The sequence below is a fragment of the Salinicoccus siamensis genome (assembly GCF_042429615.1).
GTDB lineage: Bacteria > Bacillota > Bacilli > Staphylococcales > Salinicoccaceae > Salinicoccus > Salinicoccus siamensis.
On record NZ_JBHMAH010000031.1, the window covers coordinates 17,136 to 42,013 of the forward strand.

A 24,878-nucleotide genomic window follows, 5' to 3' on the forward strand; every position below is an offset into this window, starting at 1 on the left:
CCTCCAATCAGATATCATTCTATCAGACATCCCCTCGATTTAGATATTCCCTCAGACTGAATATGCGAACATTGTATGACAATTATTGCTGACCATTCTGCAGCTGATACATCTTATGATAGATGCCTCCTTCATGGATCAGCGTATCATGCGTGCCACGTTCGACGATTTCACCACGGTTGAGGACGAGGATCTGATCGGCATCCTGGATGGTCGATAACCTGTGTGCAATGGCGAGTGTCGTGCGCCCCCGCCGCATCTTCTCCAGAGAATGCTGAATCTGCTCTTCTGTTTCGGAATCGATATTTGCGGTCGCTTCATCCAGAATCAATATTTTAGGATCTATCGCCATCGTCCGGGCGAACGCGATGAGCTGACGCTGTCCACTTGAAAAAGCACCACCCTTTTCGATTACCTTGTGCTGATAGCCACCCGGGAGGTCATTTATGAATTTATCCGCGTAGACGAACTCCCCTGCAGCCTTCACTTCTTCAAACGTCATGTCGGGGTGGTACAGTCGGATATTTGAAGCAATGGTGCCATAGAAGATGAAGGGATCCTGCAGCACAAGACCAACCTTCTGCTTCAGTTCACCTTTCGGCATTTTCTTGATGGAATGCCCATCGATGGTGATATCGCCTTGATTAAATTCATAAAAGCGCATAAATAGATTGATGATGGAACTTTTGCCGGAACCGGTGTGGCCGACCAATGCCACAGTCTCACCTGGTCTGGCTGTAAATGTGATGTTCTTCAGCACATCCACTTCACCGTCATAGCTGAAGGTCACATCTTTAAACTCAATATGCCCATCGGTGATCTCCGCTTCCTCATCCTTATCTTGGACCGGTTCCAGACGCTCATCATCCATCAGTGTGAATACCCGACTTGCGGATACAAGTGCCTGTTGAAAAATGTTCAGATTCTGACTGACCTGGTTGATCGGTTCAAAGAACCGTTCCATATACTGCAGAAATGCGAAGACGACACCGGCTGTAACGGTCGACTCAAAGCTCAGCAAGCCGAAATAGCCAAGTATCACTGCGATGGCCAGCACATAGATCATGCTGATCGCGGGCCTCAGAAGCAATCCATCGAGTTTGACGTTCTTCATATTATATTTATAGTGCGTCTCGTTTATGGTATTGAATTCCTCCTGCAGACGCCTTTCCTGATTGAACACCTGGATGATCTTCATACCCTCTATCGATTCTGCCAACTTCGCATTCATCTCACTCAAAAGTTGGCGTGCATGGGAGAAGAAATTGGCTGAATACTTACGGTATACTGCCAAAATGACAGCGATTACGGGCATGAATAGCAGTGCAAACAAAGCCAACTTGACGTCCAGGATGAACATCATCACAAAACTTGAAATGACCATGAAGATCGCCATGAGGAATGTTGCCAGTACACCGATGAACATATCGACGATGGCTTCCGTATCATTTGTGATGCGGGAGACGAGGCTGCCTCCGGGCACTTTATCGAAATAGCGCATGCCAAGGCGACCAATCTTTTCAAATGCATCGATCCGCAGCTGCTGGATCACCTTGAACGCCAAATATTGAAAAAGGTAGATGTTCATGTATGTGGTGACTGCCCCGAGTATCTGGACAATGGCGAAAAGGATGATCAGCCACATGATATCCTGCTCCGGAAAGACGCCTGGCGTCAAATAATCATCGATGAAAATCATGACGAGATAAGGTGTTGCGACACCTGTGGCAGTGGATACCGCAAGCATGAGGAATCCCAATGTCAGCACACCTTTGAAGGGCAGCGTATATTTCATCAGACGGATCAGGACATCCTTCTGATCATTGAACGTTAGATTCAACTTGTCATTCTCCATCTAATTCCGCCTCCCTTCCGCCATGTCTTCCAAGGAACTCTTCAGAGATTCACGAAGCGCCTGTGCGTTATAGGTGTCGTGATACCAGCCCTGCTCCGCCATCAGCGTTTCATGCGTGCCCATCTCTGTTATGGTGCCGGCATCCATGACGATGATCAGATCTGCATGGCTGACAGCACTCATGCGATGTGCTGTAATGATATTCGTCTTACCACGACGATTGGATTGCAGGCTCTCGAGTATACGCTCTTCGGTTTCTGCATCAACGGCTGATAATGAGTCATCAAGTATCAGCACTTCAGGATCAAGAATCAGTGCACGTGCAATGGAGATGCGCTGCTTCTGTCCTCCGGATAATGATACGCCACGCTCCCCGACAACGGTTTCGTAGCCGTAGGTGAATGCTTCTATATCATCATGTATCTGGCTGAGACGCGCCGCCTCATGGATAAGGGCATCATCCATATCCGGATTACTGAACGCAATATTATTGCGGATCGTCGTGGAGAAGAGGAAATGGTCTTGGGGCACATAACCGAACTGCGCCCTCAGGTTGCTGATGTTATAATCTCTGAGCGGATGACTGCCGTAGACGATATCTTCCGGATTGACTGTATCGAACTCGCGGAGCAGGAGCCTAAGCAGCGCGCTTTTGCCAGAGCCGGTACGTCCGACTATACCAACCGTCGCCCCTCTCTCGATCGTAAAACGCACATCCCGTACGCCGCCTGCATCTTCCCCCGGAAAATTAAATGCGCCGATATCAAAGTGAATGTCACCTTCAGGCTGATCTTCTATCAGATACTCCTCCCCGATATCATTTTCCGTCTCCATGATTTTCTCTATACGCGCGTAGGAGGCACTCCCCCTTTGAATCAGGTTGAAGAACATCCCAAGCGCAAGGAGCGGCCAAACCATCATGCCGAGGTAGGTTGTGAATGTCACCAGCTGTCCAACGGTGATTGCATCGTCAAGCACCATGCGTGCCCCGAAAAATATGGAGATGAAGTAACTCGCCCCAATCACTGTCATTATCGTCGGATCAAACAGCGCATCGATTTTCGATACTTTTAGATTTTTATCGACGACATCATCACTCAACACCCTGAAGTCTTCCTGGTCATGCGACTCATATCCGAACGTCTTGGTCACCTTGATGCCCGATATGCTTTCTTGAGTCTTATCGTTGAGCATGCTGAAGGCAGCCTGCGCCTTCTTGAAACCGCGGTTTAGGAGTGTGCCGTAATAGCTCGTTAATATCACCATGAAAGGTAACGGAATCATCGCCATCAATGTCAGTTTGGGGCTGATTGTAACAGCCATCGTCACCAGCACCGCCCCTCCGGTGATCAGTGAATCGGCAATGGTCAGAATACCGGCACCGGCAGTAGCCTGGACTGCTTGTATATCATTGGTGGCATGGGCCATCAGGTCCCCGGTACGCCTCTTCTGATAGAACGCAGGGCTCATCTGTGAATATTTATTGTAGAGCGATGCACGCAGAATTTTACCCAGCCGATAACTCGCACCGAAGATCATGATGCGCCAAAAATATCTGAATATGTATGTCAAAATCGCCACCACTATAAGCAGAATGATGAATTGTCCGAGTATCTCCGCGGTCAGCGTCTCCTGCCTTATCCCGTCGATGACCCATCCTATGACTTGCGGGGGCACCAGTTCCATCAATGCAACGAGTATCAGCATGATGATGCCGCCGGTGTAATTTTTTCGTTCCCTTTTAAAGAACCATCCCAACTTTTTAAATACTTTCATGCCATCCCCCCTTCAATTGAGTGCAATTAAATTCTACCATATATTTCGAAAATTGAAATATTTTGGGTGAAAAAATAAACCCTTCTATAGAGAAGGGTTCATCTTTATTTTTTTGATGCTTTCATACGCTCTTTTGTTGATTTGGAATCGGCACTGCGATTCATCATTGTCATCATCTGATTGATTTTCTTCTGGGAAGGTTTCTGTCCCATCTGCATCATCATCATCCTGAGCATCTCTTCATTGATAGGTGGATTCTTTTCGAGGTAATCCATCATATATTTCCGTGCCAGGAAAAAGCCAAGGGCAACGCCACCGATGAGTGCAACAATAACAATCAGTATCCAGATCCATGTAGCCAAACTGCTCACCTCTTTCTTCGTAGAACAGTATAAAGTCTACATTAAAAACAGGTGTTTTTCAACAGATTATTTCTCCATCACCGTCTCTAGGATCCGTTCGACGGTAAATCCATATTTTTCGACGACTATGTCGCCAGGCGCACTCGCACCGAACGTATCGATTGTGTGCAATTTGCCTTTCATGCCGATGAAACGGTGCCATCCCAGACTGGCTGCCATTTCAATGGCGGTCCGGTTTTCGATGTGCGTGTTCAGTACACTTTCGATATAGGCTTCATCCTGCTTCAGGAACTGCTGCATATTCGGGATGGAGGCGACTTTCACTTTTACACCTTGTGCATTAAGCTGTTCTGCCGTATCGACAGCCAGTGGCAACTCGCTTCCGGAAGCGAATAGGATCGCATCATCCCCTTCGTCGTAGGCCAGGTATCCACCTTTTTTGACCCCTTCTTCAACAACATCGTATGGCACATCTATCGTTTTGACATTTTGACGTGTCAGCACAAGGGCCGTCGGTGTATCTTCAGCTTCCATCGCTATCTTCCAGGCCGCACGTGTTTCATTGCCTTCTGCCGGTCTGATTGTATTGAGGTTCGGGATGGCGCGCAGACCGGCAAGCTGTTCTACCGGTTCATGCGTCGGACCGTCTTCTCCTACTGCGATTGAATCATGGGTGAGTACGTAAGTTACAGGCAGCTTCATCAGCGCGCTCAAACGCATGGCTGGCTTCAAATAGTCACTGAAGACGAAGAACGTACCACCGTAAGGACGGAGGCCGCCGTGTGCTGCCATGCCATTCAATGCAGCGGCCATGCCGAATTCCCTGACGCCAAACCAGATGTTCCGTCCGGCATAATTATCGGGACCGAAATCCTCCTCATCCTTTACATTGGTCTTATTGCTGCTCGCGAGGTCTGCAGCACCACCGAACAATGTCGGAACGGAGTCAGAGAGCGCCTGTATCATATCGCTTGAAACAGCACGTGTGGCTTTCGCCTCGCCCGCTTCATAATAAGGCATATCCTTATCATAATCGTCTTGCAGACGGTGGTGGACGGCCTCCTCGAACTCAGCATGCAGTTCTGGATGTGCTTCTTTATAGCCTTTAAGCATTTCATTCCAGGCTTCTTCTTTTTCATTGCTTCTTGTTTTCATCGTTTCACTGAAGCGTTCATAGACCGACGGGTCGACATCGAATGTCTTCTCCGGGTCCAAACCATAATATTCAAAAGCTGCCTTGCGTTCCTCTTCACCAAGCGGCGCACCGTGTGAGGCACTTTTGCCCTGCTTGTTCGGGGAACCGTAGCCGATGATCGTCTTCACTTCGATAAGTGTCGGACGAGTTGATGTCTTGGCATTCTTTATCGCTTTATCTATGGCATCGCAGTCATTGCCATCCTCCACTTTGATGTAGTGCCAGTTATATCCTTTAAAACGTGTGCCCACATCTTCTGAGAAACTCATGTCGAGATCACCATCAAGCGATATGTCGTTTGAGTCATAAAGCACAATCAGTTTGTCCAACGCCAGGTGACCGGCCAGTGATGCTGCTTCATGGGAGACACCCTCCATCAAATCACCATCGCTCGCGATGACATAAGTGTAGTGGTCCATCACATCATAGCCATCCCTATTGAAGCGGGCTGCCAGGTGCTTTTCAGCCATTGCCATACCGACACTCATTGCGAAGCCTTGACCCAATGGTCCTGTCGTCACTTCCACTCCTTCGGTATGTTTGAATTCAGGGTGCCCAGGCGTCTTCGACTCGTACTGCCTGAAATTCTTCAACTCTTCCATTTCAAGCGAACCGCTCAAGTGCAGCAGACTATACAACAACATGGACCCATGGCCCGCACTCAATACGAAACGGTCACGGTTGAACCAGTCCATTGAGTTCGGGTTGAAGTTCAGATGGCGGGACCAGAGTGTGTAGGCCATCGGCGCGGCCCCCATAGGGAGGCCCGGGTGGCCGGAAGCCGCCTTTTCGATCGCATCGATGGATAGTGAGCGGATTGTGTTGATAGCCAGTTGGTCTGTCTTATCAAAAGTCATTTGCGCATACTCCTTTATGAATTTTTATTTTTATCTGCTTGGATTTTCTTCACTTTTTCAGGGGTCACATCATTGCCTTCAGGATCGATGACTTTAGTGTTCTCCACCTGTTTCTTGAATGAGGAACGGAAGTTTTTAAGATACTCTGTCCTCAAACCTTTCAGTTCAGAGAGTTCCTCCCCTGTAATGCTGCCCGACTTCTTTTTGGCAGCGAGCGTATTGATCCGCTGAATCTTATCTTTGTCTAACATAGCAGCCCTCCTGTCCACTTTCTTATAATCTACCATAAAAAAAAGTGTGAGACCATTCTCACACTTTAAAGTCATCTTATGAATCCAATCATTTCCATCAACTGCTCCATATTGCTGCGCTCGGCGTATTCTTCAGCCGATAGATCCGTCTCCTCTACAGGGAGGGGGGCATCGTCATGTGTGACGACCTGGTACTCATCTATATAGACAACTTCAGAATTACTATTCCCTTCCTTGTGGGAATCCAACATGAAAATGAGGCCAGCAGCGAAAACAAATATAAAGACCATACCCAGTAGTTTAAATTCCTTCAATGTCATCATTACTACCTCCAGAACATATGTTTGTATAAACATAGTAACAGAACGCCTGTTCCGGGTCAATGGATAGCGAACAAATGTTTGTAAGATGCCCTCTCATATGATAAAATTTAAACAACAATAAGGCGGAGGTAATAACTATGAAGGCGCTAACAGACAGGCAGAAACAAATATACCAATTCATCAAATCCACAGTGAAGGATAAAGGCTATCCGCCGAGTGTCAGGGAAATCGGCAATGCAGTCGGGCTCCAATCGAGCTCAACGGTCCATGGCCATCTGGCTAAACTGCAGGAAAAGGGTTTCATCAAAAGGGACCCGACAAAGCCCAGGGCTATCGAAGTCATCACGGAAGAGAACGAGAACCATGGTGCTGTAATCCATGTCCCGGTCCTCGGTAAGGTTACAGCCGGACTGCCGATTACTGCCGTAGAGAATATCGATGAGTACTTCCCTCTCCCCGAACACTTCACAGCGAACCACAACAGTGAGATATTCCTCCTCAATGTAGCTGGGGACAGCATGATCGATGCAGGCATCCATGATGGGGACAGAGTGATAGTACGCAAGCAGAACATTGCCCATAATGGCGATATCATCGTCGCAATGACGGATGACGATGAAGCAACGGTCAAACGTTTCTATAAGGAAAATGGCTACTATAGGCTGCAGCCTGAAAACACGACAATGGAACCAATCATCTTGGACAGTGTCGCTGTCCTCGGTAAAGTCGTCGGGCTGTTCCGTGCATTTTAAAGGATTTCATATATAAAAGGGCGCATCTTTACGATGCGCCCTTTTGCCTTTCCGTATCCATCCTGTCAATATCCTTTGTTTCGAATGTTTTATCTATCAAGTATGATTCTGATTTGTTCTAAAATATCTTTTGGATCTTGTGTTTGTTTATCCTCTGTTTTATGTTTCAATTGCATCCCCTCGTTTTTGCTTGATTCAGGATGGTGATCTGGAAAGATGATTCCATATTAAATATATAAGGCGGCTCCTTTATATTCCCTTTATTTCGGCAGACGAAACATTATTCGCAAATTTAATCCTCAATACATGAATGGGAGGGTCATCTAAATAAAAAATTATTGCAGACGCCTTTCTATACACTATAATGAAAAAACAGTCCAACTATGTAACCACATGTGATATGGTTTCGCTCCGAATCATTGACGCCCAAAAAAATTTTACGGCTATGTCTTTGCGTTCTGAAGTTTTCATCCAAGGCTATAGTCGACAATGCAATGTGAGTCCCCCTTCTCTCCCCATTGATATCTAATCGCCATCAATACACGCTCCCCCCCAAGTGCATTAATACTTAAATTATAGCATTTCGAACTCGTACTTCAACAATGTGGAGCCATTCTGATGAACAGAATGTATGTCACTTGACCATAGAGTCAATACAGAGGGCCATATGATGCATATTTCACTATATAACAAGTAGCAACGTATAGAGAACTGGGCAGTTTGTCACCTTCCAAGCAATTATTCCGGGCCCTTTTCTTTGACATGAAAGGTGCATATGAAATCTGTTCCAGCCGATATTCCTGATGAAATAAAAAAGACGACCAAAGAATCGTCTTCTTTACTTCCTTATATAATTTTCCGTATAGTAGGGCACATTTTCTTCATTATATGCTGTACCGACCCCCAGATGTGTAAAACTGGCTTTCAATGTGTTCTCCCGGTGCGGGGGCGAATTCATGAGGCTATGGTGGGAGAAGATGGGTGAAGTATGCCCCATAGCGATATTCTCCCCTGCCATCCTGTACGATACATCAGCTGACTCCAAACGACTCTTCAACGTCACGCCGTCCGGGGAATCATGATTGAAGTAATCCTTCTCAACCATATCGCTGCTGTGTCCGAGCGCGGCTTTTGAAGCCGCTTCGTCCCAGGACAAAGGTTCTAGACCGTATTCCTGTCTGGTTGCATTAACGAGTAGATGGTTCATTTTGGAATTATCTGCCGGTTCAGGATGATTATAAAGGGCGCTGCTTTCACCAAAGGCCTCTTTATCGACGACAAGCAGACCGTTCACCTGATCCGATTTGTGAAGATCATAGAAGAAATAGACGTATGTGCCATTAATATCATAGACTGCATATTCTTCATTATCCACACGCAGCCGCTTCCATCCCTTCTTGATGGTTGATTCCGGAGTACCATATATGGAGTCGACCTGTTCCCTCTCCAACCCTTCAATGTTGATCGTCTCGACTGATACGTCCCCACTGTTTGTATAGGCGCCGACTACCCTCTGATCTTTAACCAATACCATATGGAACACGCCTGGCTCACTTTCAATGTAGAACTCTCCTTCATATTCCGAGCCGATATGTTCTTTACCGGTAGTATCATATTCATTGTCGAGCGCAATCTCCACTTCCTGTGTCTGGTCGCTGTTCACCTGATGGATTTTATCCATATTATAAGAAGGATAAATGTTCTCTTCAAGCCATCCACGCAAGTAGGACAACTCCATCCCTTCTTCAAAATCATAGGATTGCAGCACAGGAGCTGTAAACATCCAAACGAAGTATAGGATTACGATCATAAACACTTTTCTTATCATACAGGCACCTCCCCTCCGCGTATATTTTAAAAAAAGTAATTAAACTTTCGTCTAATTACTTTATCTTGGAATATATTCGGTTTGCCGCTCTTCGAAATACGCCTCATCTACAATTGTATTATCCTCACCCATCAGCACGACATTCGGCTTGAATGTCTCCAATTCACTGTCATCCAGCTGAACATAGCTGATGATGATGACTGTGTCCCCAACCTGTACCTTACGGGCTGCTGCCCCATTCAAGCATATTTCACGCGAGCCCCGCTTGCCTTCGATGACGTACGTTTCAATCCGCTCGCCGTTATTGTTATTGACGATCTGGACCTTCTCATTCGGGAGGATATTGGCTGCATCAAGGAAATCAGGATCGATTGTGATGCTGCCGACATAATTCAAGTTTGCTTCTGTCACTTTTGCACGATGGATCTTGCCATTCATCATTGTTCTGATCATTTCATCACCAACATATTATCTATTAACCGTGTTCTTTCGAACTTTACAGCAATGAATATTATAGCATCCCCCTCGATGTTTTGAACAGCATCAAGTCCTGGATGGGTGTAGATCTGCAGATCGTCCACGTGCGCTGATGTCTTCGATTCGATATGGGTCCTTATGTCCTCTTTGATCGCTTCAGCGTCAACTTTGCCGTGTTTTATGCTTTCCTCTGCCTTTACAAGCGCGAGGTGGATTTCAGGAGCTTCAGTACGTTCGCTTTCGGAGAGATTAACGTTCCGGCTGCTCTTTGCCAATCCGTCATGTTCGCGCTCGGTCGGCACGCCGATGACTTCGACTTCGTGGTTGAAGTCCTGGACCATGCGCTTTATGATCATCAGCTGTTGACGGTCCTTTTCTCCGAATACCGCAAAGTCCGGGCGTATGATGTTGAATAATTTGTTGACAACGGTCACCACCCCTTCAAAATGGCCGGGTCTTCTGATGCCGTCGAGTATCGAGGCCATGGATTTTAAGCCAAGTTGAAGTTCGGGTGGTTCTGGGTACATCTCTTCTTCAGAAGGATGGAAAACCACATCGACTCCAGCTTGTCTGCATATTTCCAGATCCTGCTCGAGATCCCTCGGATAACTTTCCAGATCCTCGTCGGGCCCGAATTGGAGGGGGTTGACGAAGATGCTGACCACTACCGTGTCACCCCTGCGCCTCGCTTCTTCTATAAGCGCAACATGACCTTCATGCAGGTATCCCATGGTCGGCACGAAGGCAATGTCCGATGTCCTCAAAGGTTTTAATATGCTGCGTATACCTTCTATTGTGTCTGTATTTTTCATCACTCTTCAAAAACCTTTCTTTTATAAGTCGTGGCTTCATCGGGAAATTCCGCATTTTTTACAGCGTGTACATAAGCGGACAAGCCTTCTACCCCGGCAGTATTGAAATCTGCATATGCCCTGACGAACTTCGGCAGACGGTCGGTGCCGTACTGGAGCAGGTCGTGGTAGACCAGCACTTGTCCATCCACCTCTCTACCTGCACCGATACCGATGGTTGGTATTGTGAGGGCTTCCGTCACCCTCTGGGCTAGATCTGATGGAATCGCTTCAAGTACAAGCAGTGATGCACCCACGGCCTCCATTGCCTTGGCGTCTTCAATCAGCTGCATGGCTGCTTCCTGGGTGCCGGCCTGCATCTTAAATCCTGTTACGCCGACTGACTGCGGCGTCAATCCTAGGTGCGCAACAACCGGGACACCAGCCCGCACTGCCCGTTTGACGACGGGCAGGCAGTCTATCCCTTCAAGTTTGATGGCGTTGGCGTCCGTCTGCTGATAAAGCGACAGTACATTTTCCACGCTTGTATCAACGTCTCCATGATACGTACCAAAAGGCATATCGACCACCATGTATGTGTCCGGAGCACCCCGCCTGACCGCTTTGGCATGATGGATCATATCCCCCATCGTCACTTGTACAGTACTTGTGTACCCAAGCACCGTCATGCCGAGTGAATCACCGACAAGCAACATGTCCATCCCTGCCGCCTCGCTTTGTTTTGCACTCGGGTAATCATAGGCGGTCACCATGGTGATCTTTTCGCCATTTTGTTTCATCTGATTCCATTCACTGGTTGTTTTCATCATACTGCTCCTTTTATTTAAATCCTGTTATATTATAATTAGTTTATCATATATTTGGATGTTCGAAATACGTCGGGAGGATTAAAAATGAAAATTGCAGTGATAGGCATAGGTGCTGTGGGCAGTGTCATCGCCCGAGAGCTGAAGATGCTCGATTATGATACGGTGCTGTTCGGCAGACAGCCAAAATCCGGATTCACCATTTCCGAAGCGGGAGAGGAACATTCCTACCCCTACAGGATAGAGACGATGGATGCCTATCAGGGCGGATCGTTTGATGTGGTATTCGTTGCGGTAAAGGCGACGGCGTTAAGGGGCATCAGCCAGACTTTTCACCATCTCATCAACGAGGAAACAGAGGTCATCCTGTGTGAGAACGGCATGGGCTATGAGCACTATTTCGATCGGCCGGTGCCGGCAGTCGTTTATATAAGCGGACAGAAGAAAAATGATAGAATTGAACATTTCCAGGATGCCACGCTGTTGATTGAGGATACGTCCCGCCCCAATATTGATCGTTTGATTACAGCGTTGGATAAACATCCGGAGACACAATTGGAGATAAAGAAAAGCGAAGATTTCGAACGCATCCGCTATGAAAAACTGCTGATCAATCTCGGCATCAACTCTGTAACGGCTTTGTCAAAAAACACATCGAAGATCTTTGAGCTGGAGTCTGTCGCACAATTGACGCGCGCCATTCTGGAGGAAGGCGTAGCCATCGTCAATAGCGAGCGGGAAATCGTGTCGCCTGAATTCGTAGATAGGGCTATGGCAATCTATAAAAACTATAATCCGGAAATGGGCACGAGCATGTACTATGATGTCATGGCAGATGTGAAAACGGAGTATGCCTATATCCAAAAGCATCTCCATGACAGGAAGGGGCCTCTTGAAACCCCTGTCCTGGACGTCATCGTTACCCTATTGGAAGCCTATCAATATAAGCGCGGATATTGACTATGTTGTGTCATTTCGTACATCTTGCCTAAGACACATTTATTCATGCTAAAATAGGTGTTCAGAAGGAGGGAATGATTATGAAGAGACTAATATTGCCATTTTTGTTGCTCATTTTCTTTCTTGCCGGATGCGGCGGTGAAGATGGTCAAATGGATATAAAGGAAAAGGTTGATCAATATAGTGCAAACAAGGAAGCAGAAGCAGCCTCCATCACTGGTTCCGAATTGATCATCGGCGAAAATCAGGAAGAGCGGCACGACTTGCCTGACGATGAATTTTTTGTATCGATCGCGCCGTTCATCAATTACACGCACCCATGCGAATTCCATAGCCTGACAGGCTGTCAGGGTGAACTCGTGTCCAAGGAGATGCATGTAAAGATTGCCGATAAAGAAGGAGAGGTCCATGTAGATGAAAATATGGAGACTCTTGAGAATGGCTTTATAGATCTGTGGCTGCCAAGAGACCGTGAATATGATATCACCATCACATACGGGGACTATGAAACCGAGGGCTCGTTTTCAACATATGAGAATGATTCGACATGCCTGACAGATTTCCAACTGGAAAAGTAAAAGAGTATCCTTGCTGATGTGGATCCAAAACCTTAATTTAGGAGTTCACATCTGGAAGGATATTTTTTGGCATTTTTTAATCTGAAATCCTCTATTGACGAAAGTTGACAGGTGTAAATACTCTATTTGATATCAAAAAATGAACTTCATCAATTATTATTATTGAAAGGTTCGTTTTTTGTGTTATCATAATAAGCATCTTGAATACAAAGCACTCATATAATCGCAGGAATATGGCCTGCAAGTTTCTACCGGGGCGCCGTAAACGCCTTGACTATGAGTGAGTAACTCTCGTGCAACCACTTGAAGTCTGCTCATCTCATGATGTGTGCTTTTGGCTTTTTCAAAATATGATTTTGGAGTGGATTTCATGGAGTTGCTTAAACAGAAGATATTGGATGAAGGAACTGCGCTTTCAGACACTGTATTGAAAGTCGACCATTTCCTCAACCATCAGATCGATCCATCGCTGATGAAAGAAATTGGGACAGCGTTTAAAGAATACTTCGACGACCGCGGGATAACTAAAATATTGACGCTGGAATCTTCCGGCATCGCACCGGCGGTCATGACTGGTCTTGAACTTGGTGTTCCTGTAATCTTTGCCAGAAAGCGCCAGTCGTTGACCTTGAATGAGGGACTGCTGACGGCTGACGTTTTCTCATATACTAAAAACGAGTCGAATACCATTGCCATCGCCGAGAAATTTATCTCACCTGAAGATGAAGTATTGATCATCGATGACTTTCTGGCAAACGGGGAAGCCGCTAAAGGTCTGCTCGAACTTGTGGAACAGACTGAAGCTTCGGTAGCCGGTATCGGCATCGTCATCGAAAAAGCCTTTCAGGAAGGCGGCGAGGTGCTTCGTACTGCTGGATACGATGTCCATTCCCTTGCCCGGATCGCCTCTTTGGCGGAAGGTGAGATAACCTTCATGTCTGGAGTGGAAGTGTGATGCAGATGTCTTCACTTAAAAAACTTTCACTCGGCCTTCAACATATCCTTGCCATGTATGCCGGTGCGGTGGTCGTTCCTTTGATCGTTGGCGCGGCCATCGGCTTGACCCCCGCACAGCTCACCTACCTCATTGCCATCGATATCATGATGTGCGGCGTCGCAACGATCCTGCAGGCTTGGAAAAGGCAATACTCGGGCATCGGGCTCCCGGTCGTCCTTGGCTGTACATTTACTGCTGTAGGGCCGATGATCGCCATAGGCAATACTTACGGCATCCCTTCAATATACGGAGCAATCCTTGCTGCAGGTCTGTTCGTCGTCATCATTGCCAAATATTTCAGTCGACTGATCAGATTCTTCCCTCCTGTGGTCACAGGTTCCGTAGTGACCATCATCGGAATTACTCTCGTGCCGGTCGCCATGCACGATATATCAGGTGGTCAGGGCAGTGCCGACTATGGATCAGGCCTGAATCTCGCACTTGGTTTCGGTACACTTGCAGTCATATTGGTGCTGTTCCGATTCGGAGAAGGTTTCCTGAAATCGATTGCCATACTATGCGGTATAGTAATCATGACTTTCATCAGTGGCTTTTTTGGCATGGTGGATTTCAGTGCAGTCAGTGAGGCCAATTGGCTCCATCTTCCTAGGGTCTTCTATTTCGGGCTTCCTGAGTTCAATATAGTGCCTATACTGACGATGATGCTCGTGACAATCGTCGGTCTGATAGAGGCGACTGGTGTCTACTTTGCCCTTGGAGATATATGCGATGAGGATATCGGACAAGAAGATTTGAAAAGAGGCTACAGGGCAGAGGGCTGGGCTATCCTGCTCGGCGGCATTTTCAATGCCTTCCCCTACACCACCTATTCCCAGAATGTCGGCCTCGTTCAGCTTTCAGGCATAAAAAGCAGACAAATCATCTACATTGCCGGCACCATGCTCATTCTGCTCGGTCTCGTTCCAAAAATCGGTGCTGCAGCAGTGGCAATTCCGACACCAGTCCTTGGCGGTGCGATGCTGGCAATGTTCGGGATGGTTGTCTCATACGGCATCAAGATGCTTTCAAGAGTGGACTTTGAGGACCAGAACAATCTGATGATCGTCGCAATATCGATCGGTATGGGTCTCGGTGTCACGGCTTTGCCCGACCTTTTTGCGATCGTGCCTGACAGTTTAGCTGTCATAACGGAAAGTGGCATCGTCCTCGGAAGCCTGACGGCAATTATACTCAATATTGCATTCAATGCCCGCTTGAGCTTCCTTAGATATAAAAGGCAGAATCGTCATATCATTGAATAGTATAGGAATAAATAGAATAGGCGGCCTCATAGGGGGCCGCCTATTCTATAGTTCAATCATTTCTTTTTCGGTCATTTCCAGAAGGGCCATAGTTAAAGCATATACCACATGCTCAAAGACCAGCCCACCCTGTATAAATACTGTGTAGGGACTTCTGATCGGCCCGTCTGCGCTCAGTTCAAGCGATGCACCTTGGATGAAAGTGCCTGCAGCCATGATGACCGGATTCTCATAACCAGGTATATCATCCGGTATAGGCAGGAACTTGGAATTCACCGGTGATGCCTTCTGGATCATTTGGGTAAACGTAATCATCTCTTCTTCTGTATTGAACGTGACGCTTTGGATCAGATCTGTCCGGTCGGCATCCGGTAGTGGATCTGTCTTGAGTCCGACCGAAGCCAACAGATGGCTCGTCAATACCGCACCATTCAATCCTTCAATCACCGTATGTGGGGCCAGGAAAAAGCCTTGATACATGTCTTTGAGACCATCTAGGCTTGCTCCCATTTCTTTGCCTATCCCCGGTACGGTCAGCCTGTAGCTTACCCGCGTAATGATATCCGTATTGCCCGCGACATAACCTCCCATCGGCGCAATCCCGCCACCTGGATTTTTGATCAGACTGCCGGCAATTACATCCGCTCCGGCTTCTATCGGTTCACGGGTCTCCACAAACTCACCGTAGCAGTTGTCGACGAAGACGATCACTTCAGGATGCTGTTTTTTAATTTTTTGGATCATCTCTTCCATCTCTGATATAGTCAAAGATTTGCGCATGCTGTAGCCCCGGGAGCGTTGTATCGCGACTATCTTAGTCTTTTCATTGATTGCTGTCATGATGGCCTCTTCATCAAAATGGTCGTCGACCAGGTCTACAGCGTGGTATTCTACGCCCTTTTCCATCAGACTCCCGATATCGTCATGACTTGTACCTATCACCTTTTCCAAAGTATCATACGGCTCTCCGCTGATATAAAGCAATTCATCACCGGCTTCTAGCAGTGATAGTAATACCAGGCTGATGGCATGCGTCCCGGAGATGATCTGGCTTCTGACCAGTGCATCTTCACTGCGGAACACTGCACTATAGATATCCTCAAGCTTATCCCGTCCTGTGTCGTCGTATCCGTACCCGGTCGTGCCGCTGAAGTCACTTTCGGTGACACCATTTTCATAGAACGCCGACATGACTTTATTGAAGTTCGCCTGTCCTATCTTTTTATTCTTTTTTATGATGGGGTCAATCTCTTCGACGGCGTCAGACACCATCTTCGCTATTTCAGTATGTTCCACACTTATTCTCCTCTTTGAACGATTCTTCTACTCCAGTCTCCTGGTGGCTCGAAGCCTTTGAAGGTATAGGATCCATCGTCCTCATCCAGAGACTCCTCTTCTACGATTGTATAACGTTTCAGGTCATAGACTTTCTGTGGCTCAGAGATTGGCAATTTGACGTGATAGGCCTCCATCGTCTCTTTCAGGAAGTTTTCCAGTATGTCCAAAATCTCTTCTCCCGCCATCTCTTTATTGACATAGGCATGCGGTTCTCCAGGCGTCAGATAACGTCCATCATCGATATCAGTCTTGTTGAAGAACACGCATGACGGTATGTCATCCATCCCCAACTGTTCGATCAGACGCTTTACAGTATCGTAATGGGTGCCGAGGGCATCAGTGCTGTTGTCGATGACATGGATGATGAAATCACTGTCCGCCGCTTCCTCGAGCGTCGATTTAAAGCTTTCAATCAATGTTGTCGGCAAGTTTTGAATGAAGCCCACCGTATCCGATATGATGCACTCGAAACCAGAAGGCAATACAATCTGCCTCGTCTTAGGGTCAAGTGTGGCAAAGAGTGCATCTTCTTCAAACGTATCGCTTTTTGCCATTGTGTTGAACAGTGAAGATTTGCCTGCGTTCGTGTAGCCGATCAGCGAAACCTTTACGACCTGATTGCGTTTGCGCTGTGCCCGGTATCTCTCCCGATGGGCTTCAACCGTCTTCAACTGCTTCTTGATTTCTTTTATACGCTGGTTGATATGCCTTCTGTCAGTTTCCAGCTTCGTCTCCCCCGGCCCTCTTGTACCAATGCCGCCCCCAAGACGCGAGAGGTTGATGCCTTGGCCCTTCAGTCTTGGTACGAGATACTGGAGCTGTGCCAATTCGACTTGCAGTTGGCCCGCTTTGGAGTGGGCACGCATACTGAATATATCCAATATGACTTGCGTCCGGTCAATTACTTTAGTGTCCATATAGGATTCAATGGAACGGTTTTGGCTCGCCGTGATTTCATCGTTGACGATGGTATAGTCTATCAGGTCATCTTCCCCGTATGCTTCAGCCGTTTCCGTTAAGAATCCTGTGCCTGCATAGGAGCGTGCATCGACCCGGGTCCTGTTCTGGACATGGACGCCGACGATCTCTATCCCGACGGATTCCGCCAGACTTTTCAACTCTTCCACCTCGGTGTCTATTGATGTGCGGTCTGGTGTATCGACTGCGATGATGACGCCTTTATATATATGAGTCATTATGACACCTCCGAATTTTGATGCTGCTCTTCACTATAGTATGTGTTTTTCAGCCACTAGTTGCTGGATGCCCAGATCACGTCAAATATTTACTTGCCTTAGAAAATAACATCGCCGAAGGCTAAAAAAACATCCCACCTGGTGGGATGTCCTTTTATTTCGTAAATGTACTGATCGCATGCTTATAGATCAAATGATCTTTGCCTCCGGAACTGAGCTGGATCACGTACTTATCGAAATCAATCACTGTACCCCGCATCTGAAACCCATTAACCAAGAATACCGTCACTTCAACTTCAGTTTCCTTGAAGTCACTCAGGAATGTATCCTGCAAATTAAGACTTGTCATTTTTATCTCTCCTTCGCCTGCAGAAATTGATATATATCTTCCAATATTATATCCGTATCGACTACATCCAGATCGTACCATGTTACAGGCAGCTGATTTCTAAAAAATGTGAGTTGTCTTTTGGCATATTGCCTGGAATGTTGAATGATCGCTTCTTTAACCTCATCCAAAGATCCATGCCCTTCAAAATAGGGCAGAAATTCCTTATAGCCGATTGCAGCACTCGCCGTTTTTGATAATGGTCCGTTATCCAATAATTTCTGGACTTCTGCTTCAAGTCCCATCTCAAACATCTTTTCGACCCTTTTCCGGATCCGTTCATGAAGTACTTTACGGTTACGTGTCAATCCTACTATAAATGTATCATATTTCATTTCATCTGTGTAGCCAGGGCCCGTCCTGTTGCTGATCCTGTTGCTCAGTTCGTGTTTCACCAAGGCACGGATCACCCGTTTGCGATTGTTTGGATGAATCTCTTCTGCACTTTTCGGATCAATACTTTGCAGTTGGTTATGCAAAACCGGTGTGGCCAGCTTTTCGAAGTGGCTGGTCAATCTTCTTTTTTCTTCATCGTCTTCTTCATCGAATTCATAGCCGTATATCAGCGCACGGATGTAGTGTCCGGTCCCCCCTACTATAAAAGGGGTACGGGCATCTTCATGGAATTCATCAATCAGATCCTCCACATGGTGCTGGAACTGGTGGACGGAGAATGTCGTATCAGGTGGCATGACGTCGATCATATAATGCTGTACGCCATCCATCTCTTCTTCTGTAATCTTTCCGGTACCAATGTCCATGCCTTGATAGACCTGCATAGAGTCTCCGCTAATGACTTCAAGATCGAATCTTTTGGCGATCTCCACAGCGAGTGAAGATTTACCTACGGCCGTAGGCCCAACGAGTATCAGAAGTTTCTTCCTTTCAGACATGTCTCCTCACCCACCCTAACAGTCTATTGTAAACTTGTGCACGGTTCTTCTCGAACAGTACTTCATGCCTGCTCTCATCATAGAGTTGTACGGTCACGGAATCCACATATTTCCTGTAGGTCCGACCCAAACTCCTGATGTCAGCACCATACTTCGAGAATGGATCCGATTTACCGCCTATAAGCAGTATCGGCACATCCACATTCAACCGCTTCAAATTCTTCTTCTCAAGACTTTCATCGATATTGCGGGCAATCTCAAATAATGCCCGGTTGCTCATCAGGAAGCCGCAGTAAGGGTCTTGATTGTAGTCAGATACACGGGAGTCATCCTCCGATAGCCATCTGTTTTTCTGTTCACCTTTAAACGCACCATCATATCCCGACACCGCCACATTGTTGATTATCGGGGAGCGATATTCCGGAGCGACGGCCGCGAGGAGCTTGAGTAGTTTGACGCCCATGTTTTCAATCATGGATTTTTTATTGCCCGTCGCTACAATGATTGCACCATCATAAATATTCTGCTCCAATAACCTACGGGCAATGATGGAACCCATCGAATGTCCGAGTATGAATGAGGGGATATTTGCCGGCAACAGGCGGGACACCGCAATGGCATCATCAGCCAGAATGTCGAGGGACTCGAAATGCCCTAGCTTTTTTGCTTCAGGGCCATGTCCCCTATGATTATGCATGATCACCATGCAGTCATTCATCGCAAGCCAGGTCATCATTGCAGTGTAGCGCCCTTTATGTTCGGCCATGCCATGCATCAGTTGAATCGCACATATGGGCTCCTCCGGCAAGAATATGCTGACCTCTATATCTCTGCCATTGTTACTTACAATCTTTTCGATCATTCTCATATATCCACATCCTATTTCATGATCCTATTGAACATCCGCTCGATTTCATACGTGCTCATATGGATGAGCACTGGTCTTCCGTGCGGACATGTATAGGGTGAATAACAGCTGCCCAGCGCCTCGAGCAGCGCTTCTATCTGGCTTCTGTCCAAATAGTGGTTGGCCTTTATGGACTGCTTACAGCTCATCATGATTGCGAGTTCTTCTTTATATTGATTTACCGAAAAATCTTCCTTCTCGCTGACAAAATCGATGAGTTCCCCGATATCCTCTTCCGGACGCTTCTCATCGATCCAATTCGGGTAACCGGTCACGGCATACTGTGTCGGACCGACCTTGTCGATGTCAAAGCCCAATTGTTTAAGTTTCTCAAGTTTCCCATCTATTTCTATTATATCATTCATCGGAAATTCAAACGTATATGGGATGAGGAGCGGCACGGCAGCTGTTTTCCCCGCAGTGATGTTTGCAGAATAATATTCATATTTGATCCTCTCCTGTGCGGCATGCTGATCCATCATGTACATGCCGGAGTCGTTTTGGAGGATGATGTAGGTACCGTGGAGTTGACCGACTATCTCCATATAAGGCAGTTTTTCCGCTTCACCTTCGCTTTTTGATGGAGCTGGAACATGCTCTTCTTCCAGTTCCGGTGGAGGATTGGTTTCTGGGGAAGGACCCTCCTCCCGGGCGATGGTCGGCACGGGGTCGACAGTGTATACTGTTTCGGGCTGCTCAGATTGCCGCCCCTCAAAATTGCGTGGCATCGGGGGCGCATCGTATCTTGGTCGATCAAAGGTATTCCGCTGGGTGAAATCAATTGCATCCTGGACAGGCTTTTGTCTGTCCGGTATCTTTTTTGCCACATCAGGGATGAGCACTTCTTTCCGCATGCTCTCAAGCACTGCGTTCTCAAGCAGATGGTTCAACTCCCTCTCTTTCGAGAACTTCACTTCTATTTTGGCGGGATGTACGTTTACATCGACCAATTTCGGATCCATTTCAATATCAATTACAGCAATTGGATATTTGTCTTTAGGCAGCAGTGTGTGAAACCCTTTAACTATCGACTGTGACAAAGCAAAATTTTTAATGTGGCGCTGATTGACGGAAATGTTCATATAATTGCGGTTGCTGCGGTTGATCTCTGGACGAACCACGAATCCATGTATCCTGAAATCAGCATCTTGCGCCTGGATTTCCACCGCGTTGCGCGCAACATTGAGGCCATATATATCACTCATGGTTTCTTTGAGGTTGCCGTTCCCCTTAGTCATCAGTCTCTGCTGGTCGTCCAACACCAGCCGGAAGCTCACTTTTGGATGTGCCATCGCCATCTTCTGGACCACATCAATAATTTTGCCGCTCTCGGTCTTCAAAGAACGGATATACTTGAGTCTGGCGGGTGTGTTGAAGAACAGATCTGTAATGGTGATGTCGGTTCCCTGCCGTTCCTTGCCAGGACTCTGTCTCATTAGTTCCCCACCTTCAAAGCGGATGAATACGGGGTCTCCAGAATGGTGCTTCGTCTCCACGGACACTTTGGCGACGGCGCCAATGCTGGCCAGCGCCTCTCCACGGAAACCGAGTGAGCGGATCTGGAACAGATCGTAATCAGAGGAGATCTTACTGGTCGCATGCCGCTGAAAAAGGAGCGGGCCATCCGTATGGTGGATGCCGTCGCCATCATCGACGATGCGGATTTTCTTCATGCCCGACTCCTCTATGAACACTTCGATTTCAGTGGCATTGGCATCAATGGAGTTCTCCAGAAGCTCTTTGACCACTGAACTCGGACGCTCCACCACTTCGCCTGCTGAAATCTTATTCTGTATGGCGCTCTCCAATACTTTTATGGTGCCCATCGGATCATTCCCCCTTCATTTCATTCTGCAGCTCCTGTAGTTTCATCAAAGCATCGACTGGCGTCATCTGATTGATATCGACGTATTTCAATTTCTCCATCACCGGATGCAGCTGTTCACTCTCGGTATCGTCAAGGGGCAGTGCGAGTTGCTGGCTTGCCACGCCTGTACCGTCTTCAAAGGTTTTAAGCAGTTCGTGCGCCCGCTTTGTAACTGCATCCGGCAGTTCTGCAAGCTTTGCTACTTGTATCCCATAACTTTTTTCGACGGCGCCTGGCTTGACCTTATGGAGGAAAATCAGCTTACCGTCATATTCAGTTGCTTTTACATGGACATTCTTCAGATGTTCAAGCTCACCGCTGAGCCGGGTCATCTCGTGGTAATGCGTTGAAAACAGTGTTTTTGCACCAATGTTGTCATGGATATATTCAAGCATGGCTTGCGCCAATGACATACCGTCATAAGTCGATGTTCCACGGCCGATTTCATCAAATATCAAGAGACTCTTTTCTGTCGCATTAAGCAACGCTTCATTTGCCTCCATCATCTCAATCATGAATGTCGATTTGCCACTCGCCAGATCATCGCTCGCACCGATGCGTGTGAATATCTGATCGAAGATCGGCAATACTGCAGATTGTGCAGGCACATACATTCCGATTTGAGCCATTATGCTGATGATTGCGGTCTGACGCATATAAGTACTTTTGCCGGACATGTTGGGTCCGGTAATAAGGTAGATGAAAGTTTCATCATCCATATCGAGCGAGTTCGGCACGTAGGTGTTCTCACCGATCACTTTTTCTACGACCGGGTGACGCCCTTCCTTGACGCTGAGTTCACCATCGCTGAATACCGGACGGACAAGCCTGTAGTCATTTGAAACAGTGGCGAAGGACACAAGACAGTCGAGAGTACTGATCAATTCGGCCGTATACTGCAGCCGCCCGATGAACTGTTCCATATGCGTCCTCAGTGCAATGAACAAGTCATATTCCAGTATGATGCTCTCATCATGCGCACTCAGAAGCTTGGATTCCATATCCTTCAGTTCCGGAGTGATGAATCGTTCAGCATTCGCCAGCGTCTGTTTTCGCTGGTAATCGAATGCTTCGGCATCGAAGTTGACTGCACTGCCCTTGGATATTTCAATGTAGTAGCCAAAAACCTTGTTGAATCCCACCTTGAGTGTTTTGATGCCGGTCTTTTCCCGCTCGCCTGCAATGTAGTCATCAAGCCACTTTCTACCGTTGGTGGCGATATAGCGATATTCATCCAATTGTGCATCATATCCCGTTTTGAATATGCCACCTTCTCTTATGGTTTTAGGTGGTGTATCCGACAAGCTTTCTTCCAGTACCTTGCGGACATCATCCAACACATCAAAATCCTTGAATAACGGCGAAGTGGATAGCCCTGTTTTCTCAAGTGCATCGGCTATACGGGGCAGGCCTTCTAGCGAATCCTTCAACTGGACCAGGTCTTTTGCATCGATGTTGCCGAAACTCAGTCTTCCGACCAGCCTTTCAATGTCATATACATTATTCAGTAATTCCCGGATATCTTCCCTCTCAAGAAAGTTTTCAAGCAGCACGGCAACAGTGTCCTGCCGTTCCCTGATGAGTTCTTCTGACAACAGGGGCCTTTCGATCCATTTGCGGAGCTTGCGCTTCCCCATAGGTGTCTCGGTACGGTTCAAATACCAAAACAGGGAACCTTTCACTTTTCTCGTCTGTAGGCTTTCAAGAAGTTCGAGGTTGGCGATGGCGGCATAATTCAGTTGCATCGTCTCGTTGAGGCGGTGCTTTTTGACCTGTCTGAAGTGCTTCAACTCTTTCATGTTGTGTGCATTGATATAGGATATGAGAAGATCCAGCGTCTCCTTCTCCGCTTCACCTATACCATCATCATAATCCAGGCTGAAATGTCCCTGTGCCGTATACGGCGTATTGATTGGCGGATCCCGGTAGATTTCTGATAAAACTCCCGTTATCTCTTCTTCCACAACAATTTCCCGTGGGTTGATGCGCTCAATTTCACTTTTTAAAAGGGAGAGTTGATCGGTTGTGAATGCCTGTATCTCACCGGTCGATATATCGGAGTAGGCGACAGCGAATGCTCCATCGTTTTCCCCGATCGCCAGTATGTAGTTGCTCCGTCCATCATCCATGCCAAAATCGTCTATCAGAGTACCCGGTGTAATGATGCGCACAACTTCACGCTTGACCATGCCTTTTGTTTTTTTAGGGTCTTCCATCTGTTCGCATATCGCAACTTTATAGCCTTGATTGATGAGGCGTTCGATATAGCCATCAGCCGAATGATAAGGGACCCCGCACATCGGAATCGGGTCTTTTTTCTTATCCCTTGAAGTCAATGTAATCTCCAGCACTTTACTTGCTGTAATTGCATCTTCATAGAAAAGCTCATAGAAATCACCAAGCCTGTAGAAAAGCAGTGTATCGGGATGTTCATCTTTGATATTCAAATATTGTTGCATCATAGGTGTAACTGTAGCCATTTAAACACTTCCATTATCGATTGAAATATAACTGCATTATATCATGTGTCGCTTCCATTGTTTAACCTTACCGACTCTTCTTGTGTCAAGGGCGCTCTCACCATAGCCATACACACGTCAAGCGAAAAAGAAGCTGCATACCCAAAAGGATATGCAGCTTCCCGAATGTCTAGTCTTTTTTCTGGTTCGGCATGTTTTCCATTGCCGCGCCCGTTTCACCTTGGAGCAGGTCTCCACCGGTTGAGGTGATGATATCGTTTGTTACAGTCTGGCTGATTGCGTGGGATACCATCTGAAGGAGTTCATTCACTTGTCCTTGGGATTCCTTGAACTGGTCGACAATCGGCATTTCATCGAGCTCGGCTTCGATCTTCTTGATCTTCTCCTCAGTCATCTGATAGGCCCGTTCCTTACCGTAGTTCTGGAAATTGACCGCCTGCTTCTGGAGACTCTTCAAACTGGCCATCTTTTCGCGCACTTCTTTATTTTCATGGATTTTGGCTTCGGCTTTTTTGAAAAACTCCACCTGATCGGTTTGAGCGATCATCTTCCCAAGATCTTTCGCTTCATTTACAATATCGTCCTTCGTATACATTCGACTGCCACCTTTTCTTATTTTGCATCCGGCTTTCATTTATAGCAGATGATATTTTACGGATTATTAAAATCTCCTATCAGTATATATCTTTTATCGCTATATTTCAAAGCGATTCTTTCA

23 protein-coding genes and 1 riboswitch are annotated in these 24,878 nt (G+C 46.9%); of the genes, 5 read left to right on the forward strand and 18 right to left on the reverse strand.

Going from position 1 to position 24,878, the window contains the following annotated elements; all coding sequences use genetic code 11:
* Window positions 1-82: 82 nt before the first annotated feature.
* The 6 genes from ACFFLE_RS09500 to ACFFLE_RS09525 form a co-directional block, all read right to left on the reverse strand.
* The gene (locus tag ACFFLE_RS09500; protein WP_380570863.1) at window positions 83-1,855 is read right to left on the reverse strand and encodes an ABC transporter ATP-binding protein; all 1,773 of its coding nucleotides are present in this window, start codon (window positions 1,853-1,855) and stop codon (window positions 83-85) included.
* The gene (locus ACFFLE_RS09505; protein WP_380570864.1) at window positions 1,856-3,631 is read right to left on the reverse strand and encodes an ABC transporter transmembrane domain-containing protein; all 1,776 of its coding nucleotides are present in this window, start codon (window positions 3,629-3,631) and stop codon (window positions 1,856-1,858) included.
* Between the two features lie 104 nt (window positions 3,632-3,735).
* Window positions 3,736-3,993 carry a YneF family protein gene (locus ACFFLE_RS09510; protein ID WP_380570865.1) on the reverse strand — a complete coding sequence of 86 codons (258 nt, stop codon included), beginning with the start codon at window positions 3,991-3,993 and terminating at the stop codon, window positions 3,736-3,738.
* Between the two features lie 66 nt (window positions 3,994-4,059).
* Entirely contained in the window at window positions 4,060-6,045 is a 1,986-nt protein-coding gene (gene tkt / locus ACFFLE_RS09515) for a transketolase (RefSeq protein ID WP_380570866.1), read from the reverse strand.
* 14 nt (window positions 6,046-6,059) lie between these two features.
* On the reverse strand, window positions 6,060-6,296 hold the full coding sequence (locus tag ACFFLE_RS09520) for a DUF896 domain-containing protein (RefSeq protein WP_380570867.1): 237 nt from the start codon (window positions 6,294-6,296) through the stop codon (window positions 6,060-6,062).
* A gap of 71 nt (window positions 6,297-6,367) precedes the next feature.
* On the reverse strand, window positions 6,368-6,619 hold the full coding sequence (locus tag ACFFLE_RS09525; protein ID WP_380570868.1) for a hypothetical protein: 252 nt from the start codon (window positions 6,617-6,619) through the stop codon (window positions 6,368-6,370).
* Between the two features lie 137 nt (window positions 6,620-6,756).
* On the opposite strand from ACFFLE_RS09525, the gene lexA reads away from it, so the two are divergent.
* Entirely contained in the window at window positions 6,757-7,371 is a 615-nt protein-coding gene (gene lexA, locus ACFFLE_RS09530; protein WP_380570869.1) for a transcriptional repressor LexA, read from the forward strand.
* An 838-nt stretch (window positions 7,372-8,209) separates the two neighbouring features.
* On the opposite strand, the gene ACFFLE_RS09535 is transcribed toward lexA, so the two are convergent.
* Genes ACFFLE_RS09535 through panB form a run of 4 tightly spaced genes read right to left on the reverse strand, consistent with a single transcriptional unit; the run spans window position 8,210 to window position 11,294 of the window.
* A complete protein-coding gene (locus ACFFLE_RS09535) occupies window positions 8,210-9,199 on the reverse strand; it encodes a CAP domain-containing protein (RefSeq protein WP_380570870.1) in 990 nt (329 codons plus the stop codon).
* A gap of 60 nt (window positions 9,200-9,259) precedes the next feature.
* A complete protein-coding gene (gene panD / locus ACFFLE_RS09540) occupies window positions 9,260-9,652 on the reverse strand; it encodes an aspartate 1-decarboxylase (RefSeq protein WP_380570871.1) in 393 nt (130 codons plus the stop codon).
* Complete coding sequence (gene panC / locus ACFFLE_RS09545; protein WP_380572111.1) at window positions 9,649-10,488, reverse strand: pantoate--beta-alanine ligase; 840 nt, start codon at window positions 10,486-10,488, stop codon at window positions 9,649-9,651. Before panC ends, panD begins: the two co-directional genes overlap by 4 nt.
* The gene (panB, locus tag ACFFLE_RS09550) at window positions 10,488-11,294 is read right to left on the reverse strand and encodes a 3-methyl-2-oxobutanoate hydroxymethyltransferase (protein ID WP_380570872.1); all 807 of its coding nucleotides are present in this window, start codon (window positions 11,292-11,294) and stop codon (window positions 10,488-10,490) included. Before panB ends, panC begins: the two co-directional genes overlap by 1 nt.
* Before the next feature lie 87 nt (window positions 11,295-11,381).
* Here panB and ACFFLE_RS09555 point away from each other — a divergent pair, with 87 nt between their 5' ends.
* From ACFFLE_RS09555 to ACFFLE_RS09570, 4 genes are all read left to right on the forward strand, one after another.
* The gene (locus ACFFLE_RS09555; RefSeq protein WP_380570873.1) at window positions 11,382-12,254 is read left to right on the forward strand and encodes a 2-dehydropantoate 2-reductase N-terminal domain-containing protein; all 873 of its coding nucleotides are present in this window, start codon (window positions 11,382-11,384) and stop codon (window positions 12,252-12,254) included.
* A gap of 80 nt (window positions 12,255-12,334) precedes the next feature.
* Complete coding sequence (locus ACFFLE_RS09560) at window positions 12,335-12,832, forward strand: CueP family metal-binding protein (RefSeq protein WP_380570874.1); 498 nt, start codon at window positions 12,335-12,337, stop codon at window positions 12,830-12,832.
* A 195-nt stretch (window positions 12,833-13,027) separates the two neighbouring features.
* Window positions 13,028-13,129: riboswitch (purine riboswitch) on the forward strand.
* A gap of 73 nt (window positions 13,130-13,202) precedes the next feature.
* Window positions 13,203-13,787 (forward strand): xanthine phosphoribosyltransferase, encoded by a 585-nt coding sequence (locus ACFFLE_RS09565; protein ID WP_380570875.1) that lies wholly within the window; start codon window positions 13,203-13,205, stop codon window positions 13,785-13,787.
* Entirely contained in the window at window positions 13,787-15,091 is a 1,305-nt protein-coding gene (locus ACFFLE_RS09570) for a nucleobase:cation symporter-2 family protein (RefSeq protein WP_380570876.1), read from the forward strand. The genes ACFFLE_RS09565 and ACFFLE_RS09570 overlap by 1 nt, the downstream gene beginning before the upstream one ends.
* A gap of 45 nt (window positions 15,092-15,136) precedes the next feature.
* Here ACFFLE_RS09570 and ACFFLE_RS09575 read toward each other — a convergent pair whose 3' ends face one another.
* The 8 genes from ACFFLE_RS09575 to ACFFLE_RS09610 all read right to left on the reverse strand — a co-directional run bounded on the left by ACFFLE_RS09575 (window position 15,137) and on the right by ACFFLE_RS09610 (window position 24,755).
* Window positions 15,137-16,363 carry a methionine gamma-lyase family protein gene (locus tag ACFFLE_RS09575; protein ID WP_380572113.1) on the reverse strand — a complete coding sequence of 409 codons (1,227 nt, stop codon included), beginning with the start codon at window positions 16,361-16,363 and terminating at the stop codon, window positions 15,137-15,139.
* A 26-nt stretch (window positions 16,364-16,389) separates the two neighbouring features.
* Entirely contained in the window at window positions 16,390-17,625 is a 1,236-nt protein-coding gene (hflX, locus tag ACFFLE_RS09580; RefSeq protein ID WP_380570877.1) for a GTPase HflX, read from the reverse strand.
* A gap of 154 nt (window positions 17,626-17,779) precedes the next feature.
* Complete coding sequence (hfq, locus tag ACFFLE_RS09585; RefSeq protein ID WP_380570878.1) at window positions 17,780-17,974, reverse strand: RNA chaperone Hfq; 195 nt, start codon at window positions 17,972-17,974, stop codon at window positions 17,780-17,782.
* Window positions 17,975-17,976: 2 nt separating this feature from the next.
* Window positions 17,977-18,906: a tRNA (adenosine(37)-N6)-dimethylallyltransferase MiaA gene (gene miaA, locus ACFFLE_RS09590; RefSeq protein WP_380570879.1), complete on the reverse strand. Its 930-nt coding sequence runs from the start codon at window positions 18,904-18,906 to the stop codon at window positions 17,977-17,979.
* Window positions 18,899-19,774: an alpha/beta hydrolase gene (locus ACFFLE_RS09595; RefSeq protein ID WP_380570880.1), complete on the reverse strand. Its 876-nt coding sequence runs from the start codon at window positions 19,772-19,774 to the stop codon at window positions 18,899-18,901. Before ACFFLE_RS09595 ends, miaA begins: the two co-directional genes overlap by 8 nt.
* 11 nt (window positions 19,775-19,785) lie before the next feature.
* Window positions 19,786-21,639: a DNA mismatch repair endonuclease MutL gene (gene mutL, locus ACFFLE_RS09600; protein WP_380570881.1), complete on the reverse strand. Its 1,854-nt coding sequence runs from the start codon at window positions 21,637-21,639 to the stop codon at window positions 19,786-19,788.
* A gap of 4 nt (window positions 21,640-21,643) precedes the next feature.
* Window positions 21,644-24,160: a DNA mismatch repair protein MutS gene (gene mutS, locus ACFFLE_RS09605; RefSeq protein WP_380570882.1), complete on the reverse strand. Its 2,517-nt coding sequence runs from the start codon at window positions 24,158-24,160 to the stop codon at window positions 21,644-21,646.
* A 169-nt stretch (window positions 24,161-24,329) separates the two neighbouring features.
* Complete coding sequence (locus ACFFLE_RS09610; protein WP_344701462.1) at window positions 24,330-24,755, reverse strand: YlbF/YmcA family competence regulator; 426 nt, start codon at window positions 24,753-24,755, stop codon at window positions 24,330-24,332.
* Between the last annotated feature and the right edge of the window lie 123 nt (window positions 24,756-24,878).